Source organism: Streptomyces mexicanus (assembly GCF_902506575.1).
Lineage (GTDB): Bacteria > Actinomycetota > Actinomycetes > Streptomycetales > Streptomycetaceae > Streptomyces > Streptomyces mexicanus.
In genome coordinates, this window is the sequence record NZ_LR732544.1 from 412,640 (window position 1) to 434,948 (window position 22,309).

25 protein-coding genes and 1 pseudogene are annotated in these 22,309 nt (G+C 70.2%); 25 read left to right on the forward strand and 1 reads right to left on the reverse strand.

The genetic code is table 11. The annotated features are described in order from the left end of the window. Positions 1-160 precede the first annotated feature (160 nt). From GV126_RS01930 to GV126_RS02050, 25 genes and pseudogenes are all read left to right on the forward strand, one after another. Positions 161-631: an RRQRL motif-containing zinc-binding protein gene (locus tag GV126_RS01930; protein WP_159662123.1), complete on the forward strand. Its 471-nt coding sequence runs from the start codon at positions 161-163 to the stop codon at positions 629-631. Positions 632-918: 287 nt separating this feature from the next. Beyond that, positions 919-1,770: a hypothetical protein gene (locus GV126_RS01940; protein WP_159662124.1), complete on the forward strand. Its 852-nt coding sequence runs from the start codon at positions 919-921 to the stop codon at positions 1,768-1,770. Positions 1,771-1,823: 53 nt separating this feature from the next. Continuing rightward, entirely contained in the window at positions 1,824-2,117 is a 294-nt protein-coding gene (locus GV126_RS01945) for a hypothetical protein (RefSeq protein ID WP_159662125.1), read from the forward strand. Positions 2,118-2,231: 114 nt separating this feature from the next. Beyond that, on the forward strand, positions 2,232-2,738 hold the full coding sequence (locus tag GV126_RS01950; RefSeq protein ID WP_159662126.1) for a hypothetical protein: 507 nt from the start codon (positions 2,232-2,234) through the stop codon (positions 2,736-2,738). Then, positions 2,735-3,085 (forward strand): hypothetical protein, encoded by a 351-nt coding sequence (locus GV126_RS01955; RefSeq protein ID WP_185948136.1) that lies wholly within the window; start codon positions 2,735-2,737, stop codon positions 3,083-3,085. The genes GV126_RS01950 and GV126_RS01955 overlap by 4 nt, the downstream gene beginning before the upstream one ends. Continuing rightward, on the forward strand, positions 3,085-3,252 hold the full coding sequence (locus GV126_RS01960) for a pRL2-8 (protein WP_159662127.1): 168 nt from the start codon (positions 3,085-3,087) through the stop codon (positions 3,250-3,252). Before GV126_RS01955 ends, GV126_RS01960 begins: the two co-directional genes overlap by 1 nt. Before the next feature lie 95 nt (positions 3,253-3,347). Further along, a complete protein-coding gene (locus GV126_RS01965; RefSeq protein ID WP_185948137.1) occupies positions 3,348-4,286 on the forward strand; it encodes an ATP-binding protein in 939 nt (312 codons plus the stop codon). Positions 4,287-4,380: 94 nt separating this feature from the next. Then, a complete protein-coding gene (locus GV126_RS01970; protein ID WP_159662128.1) occupies positions 4,381-4,686 on the forward strand; it encodes a hypothetical protein in 306 nt (101 codons plus the stop codon). 90 nt (positions 4,687-4,776) lie between these two features. Beyond that, entirely contained in the window at positions 4,777-5,454 is a 678-nt protein-coding gene (locus tag GV126_RS01975) for a GGDEF domain-containing protein (protein ID WP_159662129.1), read from the forward strand. Continuing rightward, positions 5,451-5,921 (forward strand): hypothetical protein, encoded by a 471-nt coding sequence (locus GV126_RS01980; protein WP_159662130.1) that lies wholly within the window; start codon positions 5,451-5,453, stop codon positions 5,919-5,921. Before GV126_RS01975 ends, GV126_RS01980 begins: the two co-directional genes overlap by 4 nt. Next, positions 5,918-6,355, forward strand: a pseudogene (locus tag GV126_RS36155) (ASCH domain-containing protein); the annotation flags it as partial. The gene GV126_RS01980 and the pseudogene GV126_RS36155, both read left to right, overlap by 4 nt. A gap of 156 nt (positions 6,356-6,511) precedes the next feature. Beyond that, on the forward strand, positions 6,512-6,685 hold the full coding sequence (locus GV126_RS35605; RefSeq protein WP_185948139.1) for a hypothetical protein: 174 nt from the start codon (positions 6,512-6,514) through the stop codon (positions 6,683-6,685). Between the two features lie 55 nt (positions 6,686-6,740). After that, positions 6,741-7,514, forward strand: a complete 774-nt coding sequence (locus GV126_RS37075; RefSeq protein WP_185948140.1) for an Lsr2 family DNA-binding protein — start codon at positions 6,741-6,743, stop codon at positions 7,512-7,514. Then, the gene (locus GV126_RS01995) at positions 7,514-8,281 is read left to right on the forward strand and encodes a hypothetical protein (protein WP_185948141.1); all 768 of its coding nucleotides are present in this window, start codon (positions 7,514-7,516) and stop codon (positions 8,279-8,281) included. Before GV126_RS37075 ends, GV126_RS01995 begins: the two co-directional genes overlap by 1 nt. 116 nt (positions 8,282-8,397) lie before the next feature. Next, positions 8,398-9,555, forward strand: a complete 1,158-nt coding sequence (dnaN, locus tag GV126_RS02000) for a DNA polymerase III subunit beta (RefSeq protein ID WP_159662131.1) — start codon at positions 8,398-8,400, stop codon at positions 9,553-9,555. Positions 9,556-9,672: 117 nt separating this feature from the next. Further along, complete coding sequence (locus tag GV126_RS02005; protein ID WP_159662132.1) at positions 9,673-10,557, forward strand: hypothetical protein; 885 nt, start codon at positions 9,673-9,675, stop codon at positions 10,555-10,557. A gap of 36 nt (positions 10,558-10,593) precedes the next feature. Continuing rightward, positions 10,594-11,016 carry a hypothetical protein gene (locus GV126_RS02010; RefSeq protein ID WP_159662133.1) on the forward strand — a complete coding sequence of 141 codons (423 nt, stop codon included), beginning with the start codon at positions 10,594-10,596 and terminating at the stop codon, positions 11,014-11,016. Continuing rightward, positions 11,009-12,016, forward strand: a complete 1,008-nt coding sequence (locus tag GV126_RS02015; protein ID WP_159662134.1) for a DUF5131 family protein — start codon at positions 11,009-11,011, stop codon at positions 12,014-12,016. The genes GV126_RS02010 and GV126_RS02015 overlap by 8 nt, the downstream gene beginning before the upstream one ends. Further along, positions 12,013-12,267, forward strand: coding sequence for a hypothetical protein (locus tag GV126_RS02020; RefSeq protein WP_159662135.1), 255 nt, complete (start codon positions 12,013-12,015; stop codon positions 12,265-12,267). The genes GV126_RS02015 and GV126_RS02020 overlap by 4 nt, the downstream gene beginning before the upstream one ends. A gap of 89 nt (positions 12,268-12,356) precedes the next feature. Next, entirely contained in the window at positions 12,357-12,794 is a 438-nt protein-coding gene (locus tag GV126_RS02025) for a RapZ C-terminal domain-containing protein (protein WP_159662136.1), read from the forward strand. Then, on the forward strand, positions 12,791-13,534 hold the full coding sequence (locus GV126_RS02030; RefSeq protein ID WP_236569840.1) for a hypothetical protein: 744 nt from the start codon (positions 12,791-12,793) through the stop codon (positions 13,532-13,534). Before GV126_RS02025 ends, GV126_RS02030 begins: the two co-directional genes overlap by 4 nt. Before the next feature lie 449 nt (positions 13,535-13,983). Beyond that, the gene (locus GV126_RS02035; RefSeq protein ID WP_159662137.1) at positions 13,984-15,357 is read left to right on the forward strand and encodes a ParB/RepB/Spo0J family partition protein; all 1,374 of its coding nucleotides are present in this window, start codon (positions 13,984-13,986) and stop codon (positions 15,355-15,357) included. Between the two features lie 96 nt (positions 15,358-15,453). Further along, complete coding sequence (locus GV126_RS02040) at positions 15,454-16,359, forward strand: ParA family protein (protein ID WP_159662138.1); 906 nt, start codon at positions 15,454-15,456, stop codon at positions 16,357-16,359. A gap of 263 nt (positions 16,360-16,622) precedes the next feature. After that, positions 16,623-18,473, forward strand: a complete 1,851-nt coding sequence (locus GV126_RS36165; protein WP_236569841.1) for a DUF2637 domain-containing protein — start codon at positions 16,623-16,625, stop codon at positions 18,471-18,473. A 173-nt stretch (positions 18,474-18,646) separates the two neighbouring features. Further along, positions 18,647-19,087, forward strand: coding sequence for a hypothetical protein (locus GV126_RS02050; RefSeq protein ID WP_159662139.1), 441 nt, complete (start codon positions 18,647-18,649; stop codon positions 19,085-19,087). A 31-nt stretch (positions 19,088-19,118) separates the two neighbouring features. Here GV126_RS02050 and GV126_RS02055 read toward each other — a convergent pair whose 3' ends face one another. Further along, positions 19,119-22,262: a LysM peptidoglycan-binding domain-containing protein gene (locus GV126_RS02055; RefSeq protein ID WP_159662140.1), complete on the reverse strand. Its 3,144-nt coding sequence runs from the start codon at positions 22,260-22,262 to the stop codon at positions 19,119-19,121. Between the last annotated feature and the right edge of the window lie 47 nt (positions 22,263-22,309).

Here is a 22,309-nt window from a genome sequence, read left to right on the forward strand (position 1 = left end):
TTCTTTCTGCTGTATGCAGTACTTCAACTGTTGTTTTTATGAATTTAGCATCCGCTAGTGGGATTGTTACTTCTTATTTTTTTTTTTGATTAGTCGCCTCCTACTGATTTCTATACGTACGGGTCCTTGGGCAGCTTCAGATGTGTATAAGGTACAGGTGATGAACCGGCCCGCCGACAACGACGTGGTCGACGTCGACCTGTACGACGACGGCAGCTTCGCGGACTTCGGCTTCAACCAGGCCCCCGGTGCCACGGCGGTGCTCGCGGCGGTTCGCGGCAACGGCCCGGTGCCGACAACCGGACTGGCCACCCGCCGCCAGTTACGCGCCATGGGGCTGAGCCCCGGCGGCCACGAGCCCGTTGCCCGGCTCGTCTGGAGCCGGGGCAAACGGTGGGCGTGGCTGTACCGCGTCGACCTGGCCAAGCCGAAACGGCAAGCGACGCCGGCGCAGCAAGTCGCGCTCGACAGGGCTCTGGCTGCCCGGCAGACGTGTCCGCTCTGCAAGCGCCGGTACCTCGTGTGTCTGCCGCTGAAGACCCTGGGCTCCTGCCTCGAATGCCACGACGGAACACCGGCAGACCCGAACAGCTACATCGCTGCCCTGGTCACGCACCGGCTGGCCGCTTGATCCCCAGCGTTGCCTTGGAGCACCCCACCGACCTGCACAAGGCGCTGACCGGCGCCATGGACAACGACCCGGACATCGTCTGCACCGTCCAGGCGGCTTGGACGACGTCCACCAGGAAGCCGGCGACCACGACCAGGACGACGCCCCCGAGGGCCGCGCGGACCTGGAAGCGCAGTACGCGGGCACCGTCCGCGCGTGAGTTGTGCCGCCGGCGCCTCGCCGAACAACCAGAACCCGCCGCGACCCGGCAGCGCCGGGCGCCCGCTACTCGGGAAGGACACGCCCGCATGGGTATCACGATCCGGAACACCTACGGCACGCCGCACAACGTCAGCCAGACGAACCCGGCCCACGTCACGAGCTGTGACCGCTACCGCCTCCCTCTCGTCGGCTTCATCACCCCCGAAAACCCCGGCTACGAGGACATGGTCGAGATCCTGAAGGGCAACGGCCACGACACCCGCCCCGAGGGGTACGGGCTGATCTTCCTGGAGTCCGAGGAGTTCTCAGCGACCTACTTCGGGTCGATCGAGCAGGTGCAGCAGTACCAGCAGGAGAATCAGGCGACCGGCGGCAAGGCGACGTTCGACGCCTCGCGGGGCGTCATGTACGCGCGCTGGCCCCACGGCAAGGGCTGGGATGACTACCTCCCCCGCGTCTTCTGGAACCAGGCACAGCTTGGCGCGGTCGCGGACGGCGCCGGCCTGGTCACCGCTTTCGCGCACACCGAGGTCCCGGGCGCCGAGATCATCGTCTTCGAGTTCGAGGGCGCGTGGACCGCCGGCGGCGAGACCCACAAGCTGGTGACCTACCACTGCACCGCCTGCCACATGGACACGTTCCACGACTGCGGGCACGTGCAGGAGAACACCGGGCCCGACAGCCGTCGGTGGGCCGCCCGCCAGGCCCGCCAGCACCTCATCAGCGCCGCCCGGCACGGTATCGGCGACAAGAACAGCGCCTGCCGCCCCGACAACGGCGAGATGCTGCGCGTCGTGAACGCGGTCGCCCGCGACATGTGGAACACCACGGGCAACGCCCTTCCGGACACCGACGACGCGTACTGCGCCACCAAGGGCCCCTGCTCGATCATCCGCGAACTCCGGGCCGGAGTCCGCCCGCCCGTCTACCGCGCCTGACCGCCGACGCGCGCACCCCGATCAATAGCCAACTGCCACGCCATCCCGCTGCGGTGACCGGCTTCCGTCTGCGCGCCGCTCTGCTGCTCGCCGCCGTCCCGCTCGCCGCTGCGACGGCCGCCGCCGTGCTCAAGGCCGGCCACTGGCGGCTGTACGCCGACCGGCACCGCCTCGAGCTGACGCCCCGGCCCCGCCGCTCCTGCCCCGACTGCCGGGGCGCGGGCGGCTGGTGGGTCGGCGGCGCGAACCCAGAGATGGAGGCGTGCGGCTGCTGGTCGGACCGGCGCGAGCTGCGCGTCCGTCTCTGGCCCGTCCCGGCCTGGCCGGACAACGAGCCCCCGTTCTGAACGACCCGGCCCCGGCCACACCGGCCGGGGCCGGGACCGCCGGGTGGGCCGTGCATCGGCAAAGGGCCGGCCACCCCGCTCCCTCACCCTCTTCGAGATCAGGAGACCTCCAGCATGCATCGTCCCGCCGCCTTCGCCGCCCTGCTCGGACTGACCCGCGCCGCCAGCGCGATCGGCGACTTCTGGGTCCAGAACGACTTCTGCGCCCGAGTGAAGGGCGCCTCCGACGACCACCCGGTCACGTACGAGGACCCGGCCACCAAGGAGAAGACCCTCCACGGCACCGCCGACGGCCGCAAGGCGTGCCTGCACCACTGCCTCACCTACACGGCCACGCAGGCGGTCGTCGCCGGACTCGGCGCCCGCACGCTGGGCATCCGGGTCCACCCCGGCGCGGCCGCGGCCGCGCTCGCCCTGTCCTTCGGCACTCACTACATCGCGGACCGCCGCGTGCCGGACCATGGGGTTCTGGAGAAGCTCGCCGGCAAGACCGGCAAGACCAACTTCTACAAGCTGGCCGACTTCGGCATGAACGGCGCCTTCCACCTCGACAACTCCTGGCACCACGGCTGGGAGACCGTCGCCGCGCTCATCGCCACGGCCAAGGCGACCACCCGGTGACCGACCAGTCCCGGACGCGACTGGAACGCGTACGCGCCTCGGTCGGGATCGCTTCGCTGGCCCTCCAGCAGATCGAGGACGACCTTCGCGCCGACGACGTCGACCAGGAGGAGCTCGCCGCGATCCTGCGCGAGCTCATCGAGGACACCGACCCGCCCGGCGGGTTCATGGCGGCCGTCGCGCAGCTGCTCACCGCTGCCGCGCGTCGTGCCGAGCAGGTCGAGGCGGACCGCGACGGCGACGCGTCGTGTCCCCTGCACGAGGCCGCCGCCCTGATCACCGATGACGCCGGGCAGCGCCTCGTCTGGGCTGCCCGCGCCCTTCACCCGCAGCAGGGAGGAGTCTGATGGCGAGCGCGAAGGCGACGAACCCGCCCCGAGGGCAGTGCAGGCAGTGCTGGTTCCACGCGTACGCCAGCCGCGAGGCCCACGCCGGGCTCGGTCCGCGTGAGGACTGCCCGCAGTGCGTGGACCACATGAAGAACGGCCACCCCGCCCACATGATCGTCCGCTGACGCCGCTGCGCGAAGCCCCCGCTCTGCTCACCGCCCACGCCGGGCAGCGCCCCATCCGTGCTGCCCGGCGCCCTTCATCCGCAAGGAGATCTCGCATGACCGAGCTGACCCACCCGCAGATGCCTGAGCACAGTCTGGTGGTCCTGATCGGCCCGTCTGGCGCTGGGAAGTCCACGATCGCGCGCACCTGGCCCGCCTCTCAGGTTCTGTCCCTGGACGCGCTGCGCGAGACGGTCAGCGACGACGCGGGCGACCAGGACGCGACCGGCGACGCCGTCGCCGCCCTGCACCTGCTCCTGGAGGCGAGGATGCGCCGCCGGCTGTTCACGGTCGTCGACGCCACCAACGTCACCCCGGCCGCCAGGCAGCCCTTGGTCGCCGCCGCCAAACGGCACGACATGCTGCCCATCGCGGTCATGGTCACCACGCCCGGCAGCGTCTGCATCGAGCGGCAGGGCCCGCGGCCGGCCAACCGCACGGTGCCCAAGGACGTGGTCGTCAAGCAGCACCAGGCCATGGTCGCCTCGCACCGGACCCTCAAGGCCGAAGGGTTCTCCGAGATCGTCTTCTCCGACAGCCTTTGCCGGCTGCTGCCGTTCCTGGAACGCCTGAGCAAGACACGGCAGGCCGACCTCGGACTGGACGGCAGCGCCGGCCTCGGTGACCTGAACCTCGTGGCCCGGGTGTTCGGCAAGGAGATCCTGCCGCTGTGGCAGTGGAAGCCCGGCTCGAGCGTGGCCGACGGTGACCGTGTGGCGGAGATCCGCCTCGGTCAGCAGCACCTCACCCTCGCCCTACGCACCAACATCGACGGCGAGGGCGACATCGGGTTCGACGTGATGGTGCCGTGCCCGCACGACGAATGCACCGGCTACGCCTGGGTGCCCGCCTTCAGCGTCAGCTGCCTGTTCCGCGCGCTCAACGGCGACCTGGACGACGAGGACACCGTCTGCGCCGTCCACGGCGGCTTCGACGACGTCGACCAGGAGGCCGACGACCTCGAGGCGCAGGACCTGGAAGTGATCCACAGCTGACGGACCTCCGTGCCGCCCCGGCCCCGCCACTGCGCCGGGGCGGGGCGGTCGCGGTGGTCCCTCACCACTGCGATCACGAGAGGAGACGGACGTCATGACCCAGCCCCCGTACTACGAGGTCGACGTCCCCATACGGAGCACCGAGACGCCCACCCTGCGCGGGGTGCACGTCTTCACCGGCTGGGCCGACAACCGCGACGCCGCCGTGAAGGCCGCCCACGAGGTCTACGACGCGGCCCGCGCCGCGGCGGAGGCCGGACGCGAGATCGCCCACGGGCGCCCGGACGGCTGGTCGGCCTGCGGATACCGGCCCGGCTGGGAGCTCGACTGGTCCGCCGCGAAGGCCGGCCCCTGGAGGAGCCCGTACAGCTGGCTCAACTCCAAGCCCTTCGAGATGTAGCTCCGCCCCGGGACAGGCGTCCAGGCGTGGAAACCGACCGCCTGTCCCGGGCCCACCCAACCCGTACGAGACGAGAGGGAGACCCCCAGTATGGACTCCGTCCTGCGCGTGCAGGGCCGGATCGGCCCGCGCGCCCTCCTTGTGACAACCGCCGCCGTGCCGTTGACCGGCTGGACCGTGCACGCCATCGCGCTGCACAAGCGGCTCGCCACCACCCGCAAGGACCCGCTGACCGGGCTGCTGCGCCGCGACGCCTACACCGCCAGGGCCCGGCGCATCCTGGCCCGCCACCGCGACGACACGGCCGTGCTCCTGGTCGACGCCGACCACTTCAAGCGGATCAACGACACGCTCGGGCACGCGGCCGGCGACACCGTCCTCGTCGCGATCGGCGCCCGGCTCACCGCCTGGGCGGGACCCGGCGCCGCCGTCGGCCGCCTCGGCGGCGACGAGTTCGCCGTCGTCCTGGAGCTGCCCGCCGGGCGCCGCGAGCAGCGCCTCGCCCAGCTGGTGCGGATGCTGCACACCCCGGTCGTCCTCGACGACGGCCAGGCGGTCGATGTCGCGGCCTCGGTCGGCGCCGCGGCCCCGGACGCTGTCGGCTCCCGCGACCTGTCCGTGCTGCAACGGGCCGCCGATGGCGCCCTGTACGCCGGCAAGCACTCCGGCCGCGCGCGCCTCGCCACCGTGCAGGACGCGATGGTGCCGTCCGTCAATGGCCGCCGTGCCGGACGGCCGGGCACGACGATCCGGAGGGCCGCAGCATGACCATCTACGGCACCGTGGCGGCCCCGGCCGCGCGTATCCGGCTGCCGAAGGCAGTCGCCCCGACCATCTTCCTGGCCCATCCCGACGGATCGATCGACGTGATCGACACCGTGGCGGTAGAACGCGCCGTCCACGGCGAGCGCTCGGGCTGGACGCTGACCGACAGCGAGATCCGGTACGCGGCCCCGTTCATGGCCGGCGTCGTGCCGTACTCGGTCATCTGCTCCCGGCTCGGGATTTCCGCAGCCCGGCTGAAGACGCTCCTGCCCGGTATCGGCCCGGCGAAGCCGAGCATGGCCCGGCCCCGGCCGGCCAAGCCGGCGCCGTGCGGCACCAGCCGCGGCTATCGCGCTCATCTCCGCCGCAAGGAACCCACGTGCCAGTCCTGCCGGGACGCCCGGGCGGCGGACGACCGCCGGTATCGCCTCACCGGCACCCAAAGCCAGGACCTGGAGACGGCCGTATGACTTCCCCGCTGTCCGCACCGGACATGATCCGAGGCATCACGATCAAGCAGCCCTGGACGGCGTGCATCCTCGCCGGCGCGAAGACGATCGAGAACCGGCCCCGCCTGTGGCCCTGGCGCGGATGGGTGCTGCTGCACGCGGGCAAGAGCATCGACCGGCCAGCCCTGCGCCTTCCGCTGGTCGCCCGCACGATCCGCGGCCGGGAGCTGACCACCGGAGCCGTGATCGGCATGGCACGCCTGGTCGACTGCCACCAGGACCCCGACGGTTCCCCGCCCTGCAGCGAGTGGGCACACCCAGGCGCCTGGCACCTGGTCCTCGAGGACGTCCAGGAGCTGCCGCTGCCGGTCCCCGCCGCCGGGCAGCTCGGGCCCTGGAAGCCGACCGAGGACCTGCTGGGCTGCGTGTTCCAGCAGCTGCCCGACTTCCGACCGTGCCCCGCCAGCTACGGGGGGCCCGTGCACAAGGCGTGCGCTGAGGACTGGATCGCCGCGAACCCCACCGAGGCCCGCCTCGGCCGGTTCGCCTCCGACGTCCAGCCCAAACACCGGCACGACGACCACGCCTGACCCCTCCACCCGGAGACCCCTGTGGGCAGCACCAATCGCGACGTCGACCACGCCCTCGCCTACCCCGAACCGCCCGCCCATCCGCTGTGGCACCGCCACGGCGCAAAGGCCCGCCCGCTCACCGACGCCCAGAAGCGGCGCAACCGCGAGTTGCTGGAGCTCGCCCAGCGCAAGCCCCGCACCACCGCCGCGTAGGAGCTCGTTCCTCAACCTCACCCCCCTCGGCGCCGGCCAGCACCGCGCCGCCTCCGTGGCGGTCGCCCGCCACGCCCGCGACAAGGACGACCTTGCCGGCCTGCTGGACGCCCTCGGACTGCCCTGCACCGAAGACGACCTGGTGCGGCTGCTCCCGCACCTGCCCAGCCCTGACACCCCCGCCGGAGATTCCATGACCGTCAACGCCTTCACCGCCACGGCCGCCTCCATGCTCAAAAACGGCGACAGCCCCGAGCACGTCCGCAACACGCTTGGACTGTCCAATAGCGAACTCGCCGAAGCCGTCAAACACGCCGCCCTGCCCGCCACCGCCGTCTCCGCCCCGGACACGCACGGCACCAACGCCCCGCAGGCGGCGGTCACCGCGTCCGACAGCACGGCGGAGGACGCCGACGGAATCGAGGCCCTGCTGTCCTGGGCGGAGAACCACCCCGCCGCCAGCATCCGCAACCGGGCCGCCCGCGTCCGCACCGACCTCACCGAGCTGACCGAGCGCCGCGCCACCGACGCCGCCCAACGCCAGGCGGAGGAGCGCGTGGCCAGGGCCAGGGCCGAACTCGAGGCCGCGCAGGCGCAGCTGCGCCAGCTGAAGGCCGGCGGCCGCCCCACCATCGAGGTCCAGGGCGCCGCGTCTCTGCCTTCCGCCCCGGCCGCGGCCGGCAAGCGCAGCAAGGATGAGCTGGCCGCGATCCGCACGTGGGCGCGCGCCAACGGCTACCGGGTCGCCGACCGGGGCACACCGGCCAAGACCGTCCTTGACGCCTACGACGCCGCCCACTCCGCCACCAGCCTGGCGGAGGCGAGCTGATGAACGCCATACCGCTCGTGCTGGACGGCTACCTGGCCGCCGACCCTGAGCCCGGCGACCATGACGGCACCGCCTCCTGGCGCCTTGTCTGCTCCGCCGGCACCGACCACCTGGTGGAAGAAGCCGTGATCCCCTGCACCACCACGGAGCCGGAGATCGCACACGCCCTGCTCGCCGAACGGCAGCCCGGCGACCTGCTCCGCGTCATCGGCCACCTCACGCTCCCGGACACCGCCGACGCGTCCATCCGGCTGCACGCCGACGCGCTCGAGGTGCTGTGGGAAGCACCGCTGCTGGAGGCGGCCCCGGATGACGCGGACACCGCCACCGTGACCGCTGCAGACACGGACGGCCCGCGGGACCGCGACGATGCCATCGCGGCTCTCGCCGAAGCCCTCACCGGCTTCGGACAGGCCGCCCCCGGCCCCGGGCAGACCATCCGCCTCCACCTCAGCCCGACCGGGACACTCGGCTCAGGCATGGAGCACTGCCACAGCTTCGACATCACACCCGACATGGCCCGCCGACTAGCCGACTACGTCGACGCCATGAGCTGCTACCTGGACAGCGAACGCCCCGACGGCACCGCCCTGGACCCGCAGACCATCGCGGACCTGACCGAGCTGTTCGAGGACATCGACCTGATCGACCTCACCAACACGGTCCTCAACGCCACCCGCCCCGACCAGCGGCGCGCGGTCACGCAGGCGCTGGACGACATGTTCGGCGACATCCCCATCCCAGGCACGGAGGACACCGACCGGTGACGGCCACCGCCCGGCCCTGACCCCCCTACCCCCCGGCACCACACCCCTGGCCTGGGCTGCCGCCCCACGCGCGGCGGCCCAGGCCAGGGGTGTCTTCAGCGGAGGCGAAACTCCTGATGAAAGCCACGATCGACAACGAGCAACTGGCCGAAGCCGCGCAGTGGGCGCTGCGCGCCATCCCCGGCAACCCGCCGGCCCCGGTGCTGGCCGGGATGCTGATCGAAGCAGGGGACAGGGCGCTGACCCTGTCCGGCTTCGACTACTACCGCTCCGCCCGCGCCACCGAAGACTGCGAAGTCGCCGAGCCGGGCAAGGCGCTGGTGCCCGGCCGGGTCCTGACTGACCTGGTGCGCACCTTCCCCAAGACCAGGCATACCACCCTGGCCCTGGAGGGCACCGACCTGACGCTGTCCTGCGGTGCCACGCACATCACGCTGCCGACCCTGCCGCTGGAGGACTACCCGTCCCTGCCGGAGGTCCCCGCCCCGAGCGGCACCGTCGACAGCACGGCCCTCGCCGAGGCCGGTGCCCGGGTCGCCGCGGCCGCCAGCACGGATGAGACCGTCATGGTCCTCACCGGAATCGAGTTCACCCTCACCGACGACCAGCTGGTGCTCTCCGCCACCGACCGCTACCACTTCCATCTCGCGCACGTGCCCTGGCAGCCGAACCCGAAGGCCGCCAACAGCAACGGCAAAGGCAAGCCCCTCAACAAGGGCAAGGTGGTCGTCCCGGCCGACGTCGTCCGCGACGCCGCCCGCATTCTCGCCGACACCGGGCAGGCCGATCTCACCTTCACCAGCCACCAGTTCGCCGTCACCGCCCCCGGACGGGTGGCCACCGGCCGCATCATCGAGGGCAACCTGCCCGACTACGCCGCCCTGTTCCCCACCGAGTTCGAAGCCGTCGCTACCACCGGCACCGAGGACCTGGCCACCGCGATCAAGCACATCACGCCGCTGCTGGGCAAGGCCGACCCGCTCCTCCTCGACATCGCCGACGGCCAGATCACCGTCCGCGCCGGCACCGACGACAAGGGCCGCGGCCGCGACCAGGTCGACGCCACCCTCCTCGAGGGCGAGCCGCTGACCATCGCCTTCAACCCTCATCTGCTGCTGAAGACCCTCCAGCAGGTCGACGGGCCGGTCGTTCAGATGCGCTTCACCACCCCCACCAAACCGGCCCTCCTGCACGCCCCCGACCAGGCCGACGTCTTCCGCGGCCTCATCATGCCCATCCGCCTCACCCCGGGCAGCTCGAAGAACAAGGACTGAGCCCAACTTCTGCCAGGTCCGGGCGTCACTGCCCGGGCCCGGTGCGCGTACCGGCAGCGGACGGCACACCAGGGCTGCCCGCCCGTCGCCCCTCTCTCCAAGGAGACCCGACCACCCATGACCGCATTCACCGACGCCCTCCCCGGCCAGCCCTTCACCCTGGCCGGCACCGAGGAAGAGGGCTTCGACACGCTGTACGGCATCCCCGCCATCGCGCTGGGCGAAGAGTGCGACCGCCTGATGGCGTTAGGGCACATCCCCGACCGCGCCGTCCTCGCCGTTACCAACGCCTACCACCGGCGCGTGTGGGGGCACCGCATCCTGCCCAGCAGCGAACTCGCCGACCTCACCCGCTTCGGCACCAAGCGCATCCGAATCAAGGTGACCAAGGGCGGCGAGGACGACGAATACGCCTGGCACTTCGAAGATGCCGACACCGACGACCCCACCAGCCAGACCGCCACGGTCATCGACGTCGAATGGCTCGACCACGAGGACGTCGCCATCCAGTCCGAGTGCCCGGCCTGCAACCGGGCCAGCCGGTCCACCAGCCTCACCACCGGCCCCGGCCGCGCCGGATGGGGCCGTTACCACCGCTGCCGCTACTGCGACCACAAGTGGCCGGCCGCCCCCGTACGCCGCCCCGACCTCGCCAAGCGCCGCTGCTGGAACCCGACCAGGCCCGACGGCTGCTTCGCCTGCGCCTGCCAGCCGGACTACCCCTGCACGGCCGGCTGCGCGATCTGGCATAACCCGCTGATCGGCCAGCGGCTGTGCGCCACCTGCCGCAACCAGCACACCGACGACGTGTGGAAGCAACTGGTCGCCGTCGCCTACGGCACCGCCACCACCTTCGAGGACCTGGACGACCAGCGCGACCGGTGGCTCTACAGCGAGGCCCTGCGCGGCATCCCACCCGCCCAGGCCGCCCAAACCTGGCAGCACCGTCTCACCCTCACCGCCCTGCGCGCCGCCCCGCGCCCGCAGCCGGTCACGGCCTGACCACCACTCGCAGCACCCCGAAAAACGAGGACCCGAATGAGTGCCCGCGAATTCTGGAAGAACGTCCGCCGTCTCACCGCCGGCGGCATCGACGGATACCTCCGCGACAAGGAGACTGCACGGCTGCAGCAGGAGATCGCACAGCTGCACAGCCTCGCCACGGAGCTCCGCGTGCCCCTGCCGAACGCTGCGGGCGGCTACGGCGAGATCGTCGTCCAGCGCCTGAGCCTCGCCGCCGACCTGTGGGCGGTGACGGACGGAGCGAACACCAAGCCCCGGGTGTGGGTCGACGACGACTGGCGCCCGCTCCACGACCTCGGCTTCACCGGCGCCTTCCGCTACACCCTGGCCGAAGCCCTCACAGTCGCCCACCAGGTCGCCGAATACGAAGGCGCCGCCAGCGAAGCCCAGGCCCAGGCGCTGAGCGCACCCACCGCAGGAGAGGACGGCCGTGGCTGACAACACCACCATCGAGTGGACCGACAGCACCTGGAACCCCGTCACCGGCTGCACCCAGATCAGCCCCGGCTGCGACAACTGCTACGCGGCCACCTTCGCGGAGCGGTGGCGCGGCACGGACGGCCACCACTTCGAGAACGGCTTCGACATCACCCTCAGGCCCGACCGCCTGACGCTGCCGCTGACCTGGCGCACACCGCGACGCGTCTTCCTCGACAGCATGTCGGATCTGTTCCACACCGACATCCCCGACGCTTACATCGCCCAGGTGTTCGCGGTCATGGCGCTCGCCCGGCAGCACACCTTCCAAATCCTCACCAAGCGGCACGGACGCATGAAGGCGCTGCTGTCCCGCCCCGCGTTCTGGCACCTGGTCGCCGACCAGGGCCGCAAGCACTTCACCGGCTGCCAGCAGGACTGGCTCGCCGTCGGCGCGATGCTGGACGGGAAGCCGCTGCCTAACGTGTGGCTGGGCGTCTCGGTTGAAGACCAGAAAAGGGCGGACCTGCGCATCCCCGCCCTGCTGGAGACCCCGGCCGCCGTGCGTTTCCTCTCCTGCGAACCGCTGCTGGGGCCCGTCGACCTCAAACGGGCAGTCATCCCCATGGGCAGCGAACGCGGCCATGGTCTGACCGCCTCCTACGTCCACGTCGCAGGCTGCTGCCAGCGTCGACTCCACGGCATCGACTGGGTCATCGCCGGCGGCGAATCCGGCCCGCGCGCCCGCCCTATGCACCCACAGTGGGCGCGAGTCTTACGCGATCAATGCGAGTGGGCGGGCGTGCCGTTCTTCCTCAAGCAATGGGGGGCGTACGCACCTGAAGACCATGGACACGACCGCGGCAGCGTCGTTCTCATCGACGCCCAGGGCCGCAACTGGAGCGGAAGGGAAGGCGACGCCCCGCCGGACGCGGTCCACATGCGCCGTGTCGGCAAGAAGGCCGCCGGCAGGCTCCTGGACGGCCAGCCCCACGACGCCGCCCCAGCTGCCGCCCGGTGAGCAGCGTGACCGGCCGCGTGTACCTCGAACGTCGCAGCCCCGTCACCGTGATCATCCCCTACTGCGCCCGCCGCGCCCCCGACATCACCGGCGGCTGGCTGCACTTCCAGTGGCCCGGCCGGCGACCCGCAGCAGGGCCACGCAACGTCGCGGTCCTGCGCGCCGACGGCTCTATCGTCGTCCGGCCCTTCCGCGGCCTCGTCAGAAGGCATCCGCCCAACCGAGCGTCCGCCGGTACCGCCCCTCTGTAGCCGCCTGGAGCGCCGTGCCCCGCCTTCCTCCGGCCGGCACGGCGCTCCGCGAGGGCCCGTCCCTTCAACACCAAGCAGGAGGCGCCTCCTTGCATCCCATTTGTCTGATCTCGTTCGGGTACCTGCATCTGCCCGCAGGCCCGGACGGCTCCCCCGTCCCGCCCTCCGCCGACCGGATCGAGGACGTCCGCGACCGGCTCCGTGACCCGGCTGCGGCCCGCGACATCCTCGACCTCGATGGCCTTCACCCCCGGGTTCAGGACGTCGTCCTTAACACCCCGGGCGCCCGCGGGTTGATCGCCAACCTCGCGGATTACGCCGGCCTCCCCGCCGACCCCCGTCGCATCGCCATCGGGTGTGCACGAGGCCGGCACCGCGCGAGCGGACTCACGGAACTTCTGGCCCGGGAACTGCGCCAGCGCGGCCGCGAAGTCGAAGTCGAGCATCTGCACGTCCACCTGCCGCGCGTCCTCGAGACGTCCGGCAGTACCCGCACCGCCAGCCCCGATCAGGAGTCCCCACGATGATCCGCCGCGTGTTCCGTCGTTGTGGCAATGGCGCCCTCTCCTCCGAGGACCAGGCCGCCGTCGGCGCCTTCCGCGCGCACCTTGCCGCCATCACCGCTCTGCGCTCCCCGGAACCCTGGGTGCCCGGCCGCTGCCAGGACGTCGCCGTGAGGGTCGGACCGTTCATCGAGCGCGCCCACACCCGTCCCGGCGACGACCACGGGCCCGATGTCATCGCTGTGGCCCTGCAACACCCGGACGGCCAGTACATGCCCTACGGCGAGCGCTACCGGAAGCTGGGCTGGCTGCGCTGCGAGACGGACAAGATCCTCGGTGTGTGGAAGCCGGCCTACGCGCCGCTCACTCACGCCGCAGCGGGCTTGGACCTCCCCGACGACGTCGGCATGGAGCCCGCGCACTACGCCATCTACGTGGAGGCCCGTAAGCCCAACGGCATGGGCTACACCCTGCTGCGCCTCGGCCCGTACATCCAGGCCCGGCACGCCTCCCAGGACGCCGACCGGCTCACCGCTTCGCTGGACGGGCGGGAGACCACCGTCGTTCCCGGGTTCAGAGTCTCCGCGAGGCCCGCGGTGTTCGACGTCAGCGACCACCAGCTGTTCACCGACCCCTACGAGGCCGATGTCCTCACGGTCCTGGACGCCGCCATCGAAGAGAAGCGCACGAGCAGCACGTCGCTGCATGAGATCGAGAGCCGCCCCACCCACGCTGCCGGCCGCGACCAGCGCTCCGAACCCTGAGCTGACAAAGGCCTGTACGCCCGCGAACGTCGCGGGCGTACAGGCCTTTTTGTGTTTTCGGCCGGCGGCTCAGGCTGGCGGCTGCTCCTCCAGCGGCACACCGCACGGGTGGGGCGCTATTCGCGGATCCTCAGCCACACGGCGCGCGGTGCACGAACACATCTGCTTCCTCCTGCAGCCGGCGAGGTGCCCGTCACCAGCCGAACCAGGGCGACTCAGCGATCACACCCCATCGCGTATTCCGACGGAATATCAGGCGCCCCCGAGGCGGCCGACCATCGGCTTCAGGCACCCAGGACACACGTCGTTATAGCTACCAAATGCGGACGAACACCCCCACCGGAGCCCTCGGATATTCCGACGGAATACCGCCCCGTTGACGAGCGCCTAGCTCTGCGCCCGCTAGGGTCACCTGCAGCTAGCACCCTTTCATCTCAGGAGTACCCCTCATGGCCGCTGGAGCCTCCGGGCCCACGATGACCTTCGGCAGGAAGAAGAAGACCCGAAGCATCTGGGACGACCCTGATGCCACTGAGGTCATCGACATCCCGCTTGAGCAACTCCACCCCAACCCCTTCAACCCTCGCCTCGTCTACCGGGACGAGGACATCGACGAACTCACCGAGTCGATCAAGGCCGAAGGCGGAGTCCTGCAGGACCTGTCCGTCGCCGAGGTCGAGCTGTTCCTCGAGTACTGGCGTGGCCGCCTCGCCGAGACCCAACCGGAGAAGCTCGAGGAGCTGGAGGAAAGGCTCGGATCAGTCCCGGCCGGTGACTACGTCACCCTGATCGGACACAACAGGAAACTCGCCCTCGAGCGGGCCGGCGCAGAAACCGCGCCCTGTAAGGTCACCAACTCCAAGATCCCCAGGGCCCGGCTCCTTGGCCTGCCTGAGAACATGCGGCGGATCCCGCTGAACCCGATCGAAGAAGCGTTGGGCTTCCAGGGCGCGCTCGACGACGGGATGTTGCAGGCAGAGGTCGCCGCTCAGACTGGATGCAAGCAGCCTCACATCTCGCGACGGGTCAAGCTCCTGAAACTGCCCGCCGAAGTCCAGGAGGCCGTCATGGACGGGCTCGCTGTCAGCGAGGCAGAGACGCTGCTCGACAGGCTCCCCACCCCCGAGCAGCAACTGCAGGCCTGGCGGGTCATGAAGGAGGAGGGCATCAAGGCTGCCTTCGCCGCGGCCAAGGTTCTCGCACCGCCAGCCCCCGCAACGCCCACGGCCAAGCCCAAGGCAAAGCCCAAGCTGACGCCGGCTTCCCCGGTCCCGCAGCAGCAGAAGCGCTCTCCCCAAGAACCACCCGAGGAGTCCCCGGCAGCGGGCGCCGATGCTGAGAGCAAGACGAGCAACAGCGGAGGCGAAGCCTCCGACAAGCAGATCGAACAGGCAAGCGACGGGACGAAGCCGAGCCCAAGCGCGGAAGCGGCCGAACTGCGGGCGCAAGCCTGCCGCACCATCCTGGAGCTCGGGGTGCCCTCGAACCCCAGGGAGACCCTTCGCCTCCTTGCCCCCGCGCTCCTCGCTGCACCGAACAAGACAGCACGCGAGACGGCCCACGAGTGGCTTCGGTCAGCAGCCAAGCCCATCGGGCCTGAGACAGCGAACCCGGAGAGCTACTTCGCAGAGGTCTCCGCATCCGGCGACACCAAGCTGACCGCTCACGTCGCCCTGGCCGTCGCTCTGGCCGTCGCCGAACAGCGCGCTGCCGACGACAGCCGACCCTGGGACGCCCAGGACCGCGACTACCTCGCCCACCTCAAGGCCGCCGTCAACTATCAGCCCACCGACTGGGAGCTGGACCGCCTCGGCGGCAAGTGAGGCAGGATCGTATTCCGTCGGAATACGGCGAACTCTGAGCCAGCCGTATTCCGACGGAATACGAGGGCGCCCCAGCACGACCCTTCAGGAGAACCATTGCCAACCTCCGCGACCACGACCGCGCCCGACGAGCCGCGCATCTTCGCCTGCTCCGTCATCGCCGGCGGCGCTGGCAAGACACAAGCCACCGTCAACCTCGCCATCGAAGCTGCCGGACGCGGACACCGCGTAGCAGTCGCCGACTTCGACCCCCAGCGCTCCGCGTCACACATCCTCGGCTACCAAGATCCCCCCGACGGGCAGCCGACCATCTTCGACGTTCTGCAGGGAAAGCACCGCCTCGAAGAGGCTGTCGTACCGGCTCGCTACCGCATCGCTGAAGGCGAAGAGGACACAGCGTTCCGCCACATCCCCAACCTCGACCTCATCCTCGGCACGCCAGAGATGGCGGATGCCGAAGTCAACCTCGGGCTCGACCCTGCCGGCGTTCTCTGGCTGCAAAACGTCCTGGACGAACAGATGCCCCAGGGCCGCTGGGACCTGATGTTCTTCGACTGCGGCCCGACCCTCGGCATTCTGCTGCTGTCGATCGCCATGGTCGGCCCGGAAGTCATCGCCTGCGTGGCGGACGAGTTCAAGTACATCATCGGCTTGGAAGACCTCGAAGCCACACTGGACAAGGGCACACGCAAGTTCCGCCGCTTCGGCTTCAAGACCGAAGTGCAGCACATCCTCGCCACCAACATCCCCCTGAAGGAAGACGGCGGTATCCGGCGCAGCGGCGGAGCGGTCGCAGACGACGCCATCAAGGCCATCCGCAGCAACCCAGACTGGGAACCCAAGTTGTTGCCGATCATCCGACGCAAGCAGCGCTTCAAGGACACCATCGTCACCCAGCGCCCGCTGCGCTTCCTTGATCCACGCAACGAGGCTCTGGAGGACATTGCCGCCGTTGCCGACGCCCTCGGCATCCAACGGCTCAACTCCACGCGGAAGCGATGAAGCGTATTCCGACGGAATATCGCACGCGGCGCCTGACTCTTCCGGGAGACAGGCGCCGTTCCGTTGCCTGCAAGCGGACCAGGCCCCCGGGGAACATCTGCTGCGCACCGCCGCAGACACTCCCCAATGATCACTTTTCGTAGACGATCCGCCGCGAGCCGCTTCCGAATGGCCGCAACCTGCCGCGCCGCGTGGGAGTGTGAGAACAGCTCAGTAGTGAGGCTTGGATAGGGGAGTGGGACGTGGCTGCGGGGAACGGTGTGATGCCCCAGCTGACCCGAGCGCATCGGGTCCTCATAGGCGTGGTCGTGGCCGGTGCGGTGATCATCGCCGGTATCGGCTTCGCCGGCTCGTACTCGGCGGTCCGTGAACTGGCGGTCAAGAAGGGCTTCGGCACCTTCGCCTATGTCTTCCCGATCGGCATCGATGCCGGCATCTGTGTCCTCCTGGCCCTGGACCTGCTGCTGACCTGGATCCGCATCCCGTTCCCCCTGCTGCGGCAGACGGCGTGGCTCCTGACGGCCGCCACCATCGCCTTCAACGGGGCGGCCGCCTGGCCCGACCCACTGGGCGTGGGCATGCACGCAGTGATCCCGGTCTTGTTCGTCGTCGCGGTCGAGGCCGCCCGGCACGCGATCGGTCGGATCGCCGACATCACCGCGGACAAGCACATGGAAGGAGTCCGCCTCACCCGCTGGCTCCTCTCGCCGATCCCCACGTTCTTGCTCTGGCGCCGCATGAAGCTGTGGGAGCTGCGCTCCTACGACCAGGTCATCAAGCTGGAGCAGGAACGCCTCGTCTACCAGGCCAGCCTCCGCTCACGATTCGGCCGCGCCTGGCGCCGCAAGGCTCCCGTGGAGTCGCTGATGCCGCTCCGTCTGGCCCGCTATGGCGTCCCCTTGGCCAAGACAGCACCGGCCGGGCTGGCCGCCGCAGGCATCGACGAGCCGCCGATTCAGTTCACCATCGAGCGGACCCCGGTCCCCACCCAGCGACAGAGCCCCGAACTCGAGGCCGCCGTCGACGAGGAGAAGGCACCTGCGCCGGTGGACAGTGCAGATCCCCAGCCGGACGCACAGGAGCCAGCCCCGCACCCCCAAGGGGCAGATGTCCTCGAGGACGACAGGAACGCCCAACTCGCCGACGCCTATCACGACTGGATGACCGCCTTCGGCTTCGAACCCACGACCACGCAATTCGCTCTGTGGCTCCGAGACCAGTACGGCATCGCCACCACGGCCGGTGGACCACTGCCCAACGAGCAACTCGAACCCCTGCTGCGGATCCTCAAGCAGCGCCACACGCCCTCAGCCGATGACGGCACCGAACCCCAAGCCCCGCACGACACCGATGACGGATGGGCTGACTACTTTTACAACGCCTGGCTGACGTACGCGCAGGAACACGGCGCCCACCCTGATGCCGCCGCCCTCGCCACGTACCTCTACGAGCGGGACCAGATCACCGGCGGCGACGGCCAGCCCATCACGGGCGCAGACCTGGAGGGTTTCGTCGCGACCTTCAGACAGCACGAGTTCGACGAGACGGAGCCGCACCCCGGCGACGAAGCCGCAGTGCCCGCCGCACGGGTGCCTTCTGTCGATCCGCTCACGAATGAGGAGTCTGCAGAGGCGCCGGTCGGCGGGGGCGCGCACGCCGCCAAGGAGCAGCGCAGTCCCCGGGTGAGCGCAGCTATCGATGACCCGCCGGGCGAGGACGATACGACCGCGGAGCCCGCCGCGCTCACCACCGTCGACCGCTACTACCTCGCTTGGATGGAGTACCAGACCGAGCACGGCCAAGAGCCCAAGGCTGAGCAGCTGTCCGCCTATCTTGCCGAGAGGAAGGGTATGACTGGCCGCGGTGGAAAGCCGGTCAGCCCGTCCACCCTGCGCCGCTACCTCCTGCCGTTCAGGGTCTACAACCTGTGGGCGGAACAGCGGGTGCGCAACGAATCCCCGTCGCTCGATGCCATTGCGCAGCAGTGCGCAGCTCACGGCATCACTGCGCAACACAACAAGCCCCTCACCACCGACTACGTTGCCGAGCAAGCCGTCGACTTTGAGCGGCGCTGGCAGGCACTGACCCGCCACCACGCCCAGCCACAGCAGTGAGAAGCTGCGCCCGGCTCGACGCTGGGCACCAGTGATCCAGGCAGTACCAGCATCTGCGCAATCGCGAGAAACCGCAGGTCATCGCAGCATTGCGCAGGCGGGATGCCCATTGCGCAGCTGGTGCGCACCGCGCTGCGCGCACTGCGCATCCGGACGCCGAGACAGGAGGTTTCATGCGCGCCCTACGTATCGCCCCGGACACGGCCGTCAGGGAACTCGACTTGCCCGAACCTGGTGCGCAATCCGCGATCAGGGAGCACATCGGAACGAGCGGCGCAGTCGATCAAGGCGTGTACCACCGGCAGACCCTGCTACATATCCCCGGCGACGGACGCGTGCTCGGACTCGCGCAGAACATCACCGCATGGGCCCTGGCGAGCGCCTGGCGAGGCATCGCCCTTTACCCGATCCACGGGCCGGTCGTCGTCACCGGCCGCGCCGAAGACGGGGCAGTAGCTGCCCTGGACGACGACCTGGCCCAGCAGGTGCAAGCGGTTGCGCAGACCGTTCGGGAAACACTGGCCGAGTGGCGCAGCCGGCCCCCCGCCTCCAACGAGGCAGCCCTGAGCGAACTGCTCGCCTACGCGGTGCGGGATGTCGTCCCGAGCCAGTAGTGCGCACCCCGTTCGTCCCGGACATCCACGCCTACAGGGCTTTGCGCACCGCCGTGCCCGAGCCGTCCAGGAGCTCGTTGATGAGCTGAGTGGTCTCCGTCTCCAGCGAGCAGTCCAGCGACCGGTTGACCTGTTGCACGAGGGCGATCGCGGTGTGCAGGCCCGAGCGGTTCCCGCGCGCAGCCTCAAGACGCATCCAGTCCCGATACAAGAGCTCTGCCGTCTCATCTACATCAAGACCGGTCGAGACGGCCTGCCGCGCGGCGCTCAGGTCATGGTGGGGACCGGGAGGGATACGGTACGTGGCCACCGTGTGCGCGACGTCGACAATCCGCGTGATCATCTCTTGTGCGTGGGGCTCGGCCCACGGCAGAGGCCGGCCGCCGAACGGCTTGCCCCGCACCAGACTCAGCGCCTTCTCCAGGTCGGGCAGGCCGGACGGGCCAAGCGGCAGCGCGCGTTCAACGAGCTGCAGGAAACGCGCCCAGTCACACCGCACGCCAGCACCGAGCCGGTACGGATCATCACCTGACTTGCGGCGAGGCACGTAGAGCTTGCCGGATGAGTCGCTGCCCAGGGAGCTGCGCAGGCCCTGCATCCGTGCGTTGAGGGTGCTCGTCGACCACGGGCTGACGGGGTCCATGTCGGCACACAGAACATCCGCGCTCCGCCCAGGACGGAAATAGAGCAAGGCGGCCAGCTGCGCCATCCGTGGGCCGTGCCCGCTGCTGTCCACGCCCGTCACCTCGACCGGCCCCAGGACCCGGATCTCCGGAGCGTGCAGGTCGTGCGCCTCGCATCCTTCCGTCGCTGGCGCCGTCGGTTCCTCGACCGCGGTCGCCGGGACGTCGGTCTCCGCGTGTGCCGTGGCGGCGGACTCCGCGCTAGCCCGGGATCCTGGGGTGGAAGCCACCGCTGGCTTGGTGTCCGGGTCGGCTTCGTCGTCGGCCTCCACCGACGATGTGGCGGGGGAGAGGAGACGGAGTCCTGACGGATCGGTGCTGGCGGCGAGCAGGGCTGGGAAGACCTCGCCGCTCACATCCGCTGCCGCAGCCGGCGCCGGCATCGCGTGGTCGGGGGCGACGGACTGCTCAGGCGACGCCTGCTCTGGCTGCTGCACGTCCTCAAGTTCCTCCGGAACGTCCTGCCAGGGCCCCTCCGCCGGGTGGGGCGGCTGCCCGGACACCTTCAACGCGGTGGTGATCTGCAGGTAGGCGGCGTGCTCCAGACGCTGCACCGAGATGTCGGTGCCCACGTAGTCGAGGGTCTGCGGATCGCTGAGAGAGGCGTTGAGGATCTCCGCCTCGGGGAACCGAGCGGCCGCCGTACTGGCCGGGGCGATCAGCGTGACGGGCACCGCTCCCGCGCGGTCAATGACGTCGGCGAACTGCCAGGCCGTGTCCTCGTCCAGCGAGGACGCGCACAGCAGCACGTACGGCTGGTGCTGGGTCTCAGGCATCTGGTGAGCTTCCAGCAAGCGTTCGCTCAGATCACGCAGCGCATGCGTGGCCTGCCGCATGTGGGCGATCCGCGCGGTGGGCAGCAGCTGGGGCAGGTCCTCGCCGAACCCCACGGTGACGACCTCGACATCGGCCGCCCACGGACTCATTCCGAGTTCCAGCGCCAGCGAGGTGCACACCTCGGTGATGTGGACCGGGTTGCCGTCCAGCAGCAGGGCGGGGAGAGCGGCAAGGTTGACCAGCAGCAGATCGCCGGCTTTGGTGCTGCCGATCGTGACCAGCCCCGGATACGGTGCCGGCACCTCGCGGGCGGCCTCGGCGTCCAGGAGGGCGGCATCGGCGGGAAGGACCCACCAGCCGCCCTGTCCGGCAGTGAAGGGTGCCACCGGTTCTTGGGCGAGGTCCTCGGGCAGCACCTCAACCGCTCGGGTCCCGATCCGGGCGGCCCGCAGGGGCGGAAGAACCGGTCCCTCCTGCTGCTGGACCGCGTGGTAGGCCAGCGTCCGCAGGGCCACGTCCAGGCGGACAGCACCTGCCGGTTCGGCGGCCGCCGCCAGCTGGGCCTCTGCTGCGGAGGTTTCCGACGCGATGGCGATCTTCTCGCCAGGCTTGCGGCGGCGGCGCTGCAGCGTCCTGCGCAGGGCGAGGGCGCCAGTGATGGCGGCGGCCAGCAGTGCGCCTGCGCCGAGCACGATGCGCAGGTTCAGCGGACTGCTGCTGACCGGAGCCGTCGCGGGGGCAGCAGTGGAGCCGGATGCTTCCGATGACGGCACTGACCCTGACGAAGAGGCGGCAGGAGGCGACGCGCTAGTGCTGGGCTGGGGCGCCGTGGACGCTGAGGCGGGCGGAGACGACTGCTCCTGCCCCGGCTGCTCGGCAGGGTGACTGGCCGGTGCGCTGGGTACCGACGACTCGGGTGCCGGAGCTGTGGTCTGGCTGGGCGCGGGTGCTGGCGCGTCGTCGCCCGGCTTCTGCGTGCTGTCGGGAGTCTGGGTGGCCGGGGCCGGGGGAGTGGCCTCGTGACCACCCGACTCCGCACCCTGCCCAGGGTCTTGGTCCGGTTGGTGGGGCCGGGCCTCGGGCACCGTGATCTGCTGTCCCGCGTAGATGACGTTGGGGTCGGTGATCTCGGGCAGGCCGTGGGGCTGCGGCTTGCCCTTGCTGGCCTCGAACAACGCTGGCCAGTCGTCGCCGTCGCCGAGCTCCTTCTCGGCGATCTTCGACAGGTAGTCGCCCGGGTGGACCGTGACGACGTGGCCGGCCTTTTCGTCGGCAGTTGGAGCGCTGTCACCCAGCTGCGTACGGACGCCTCCGACGGCCACGGAGGTCTCGGGCATCTGCAGCTGCCAGCCGGGCTGCAGAAAACTGTTCGCTCGGAAAACCGTGCCGTCGACCATGGTCCGGCCCTCGTTCAGGTCAGCGATCTCCCGCCACCGCTCGCCGTCCCCCAACTCCTTCTCCGCGATGCCCCACAAGCTCTCCGCGGGCCGCGTCTCGCGCACCGTGTACATCGCGCGGGACGCCGGGGCGCTGGCCGCAGGCGTCGGAGCCTGCCTCGTGTCGGTGGCCTGGGAGCTCTGAGTTTGCCCGGGGAAGTGGGTGGCGGTGCTGGCGGCTGGGGAGGCCTGGGCGGTGGAGGCCAGGGCCGAGCTGGTGGGCAGCAGCACCAGAATGCTGCCGATCAGCAGGGCTGCCGCGCGCTGTGAGGCGCCCATGCCGCGCGGGGCGTGCCAGGTACGGCCCCTCACCTGCACGCGCCCGG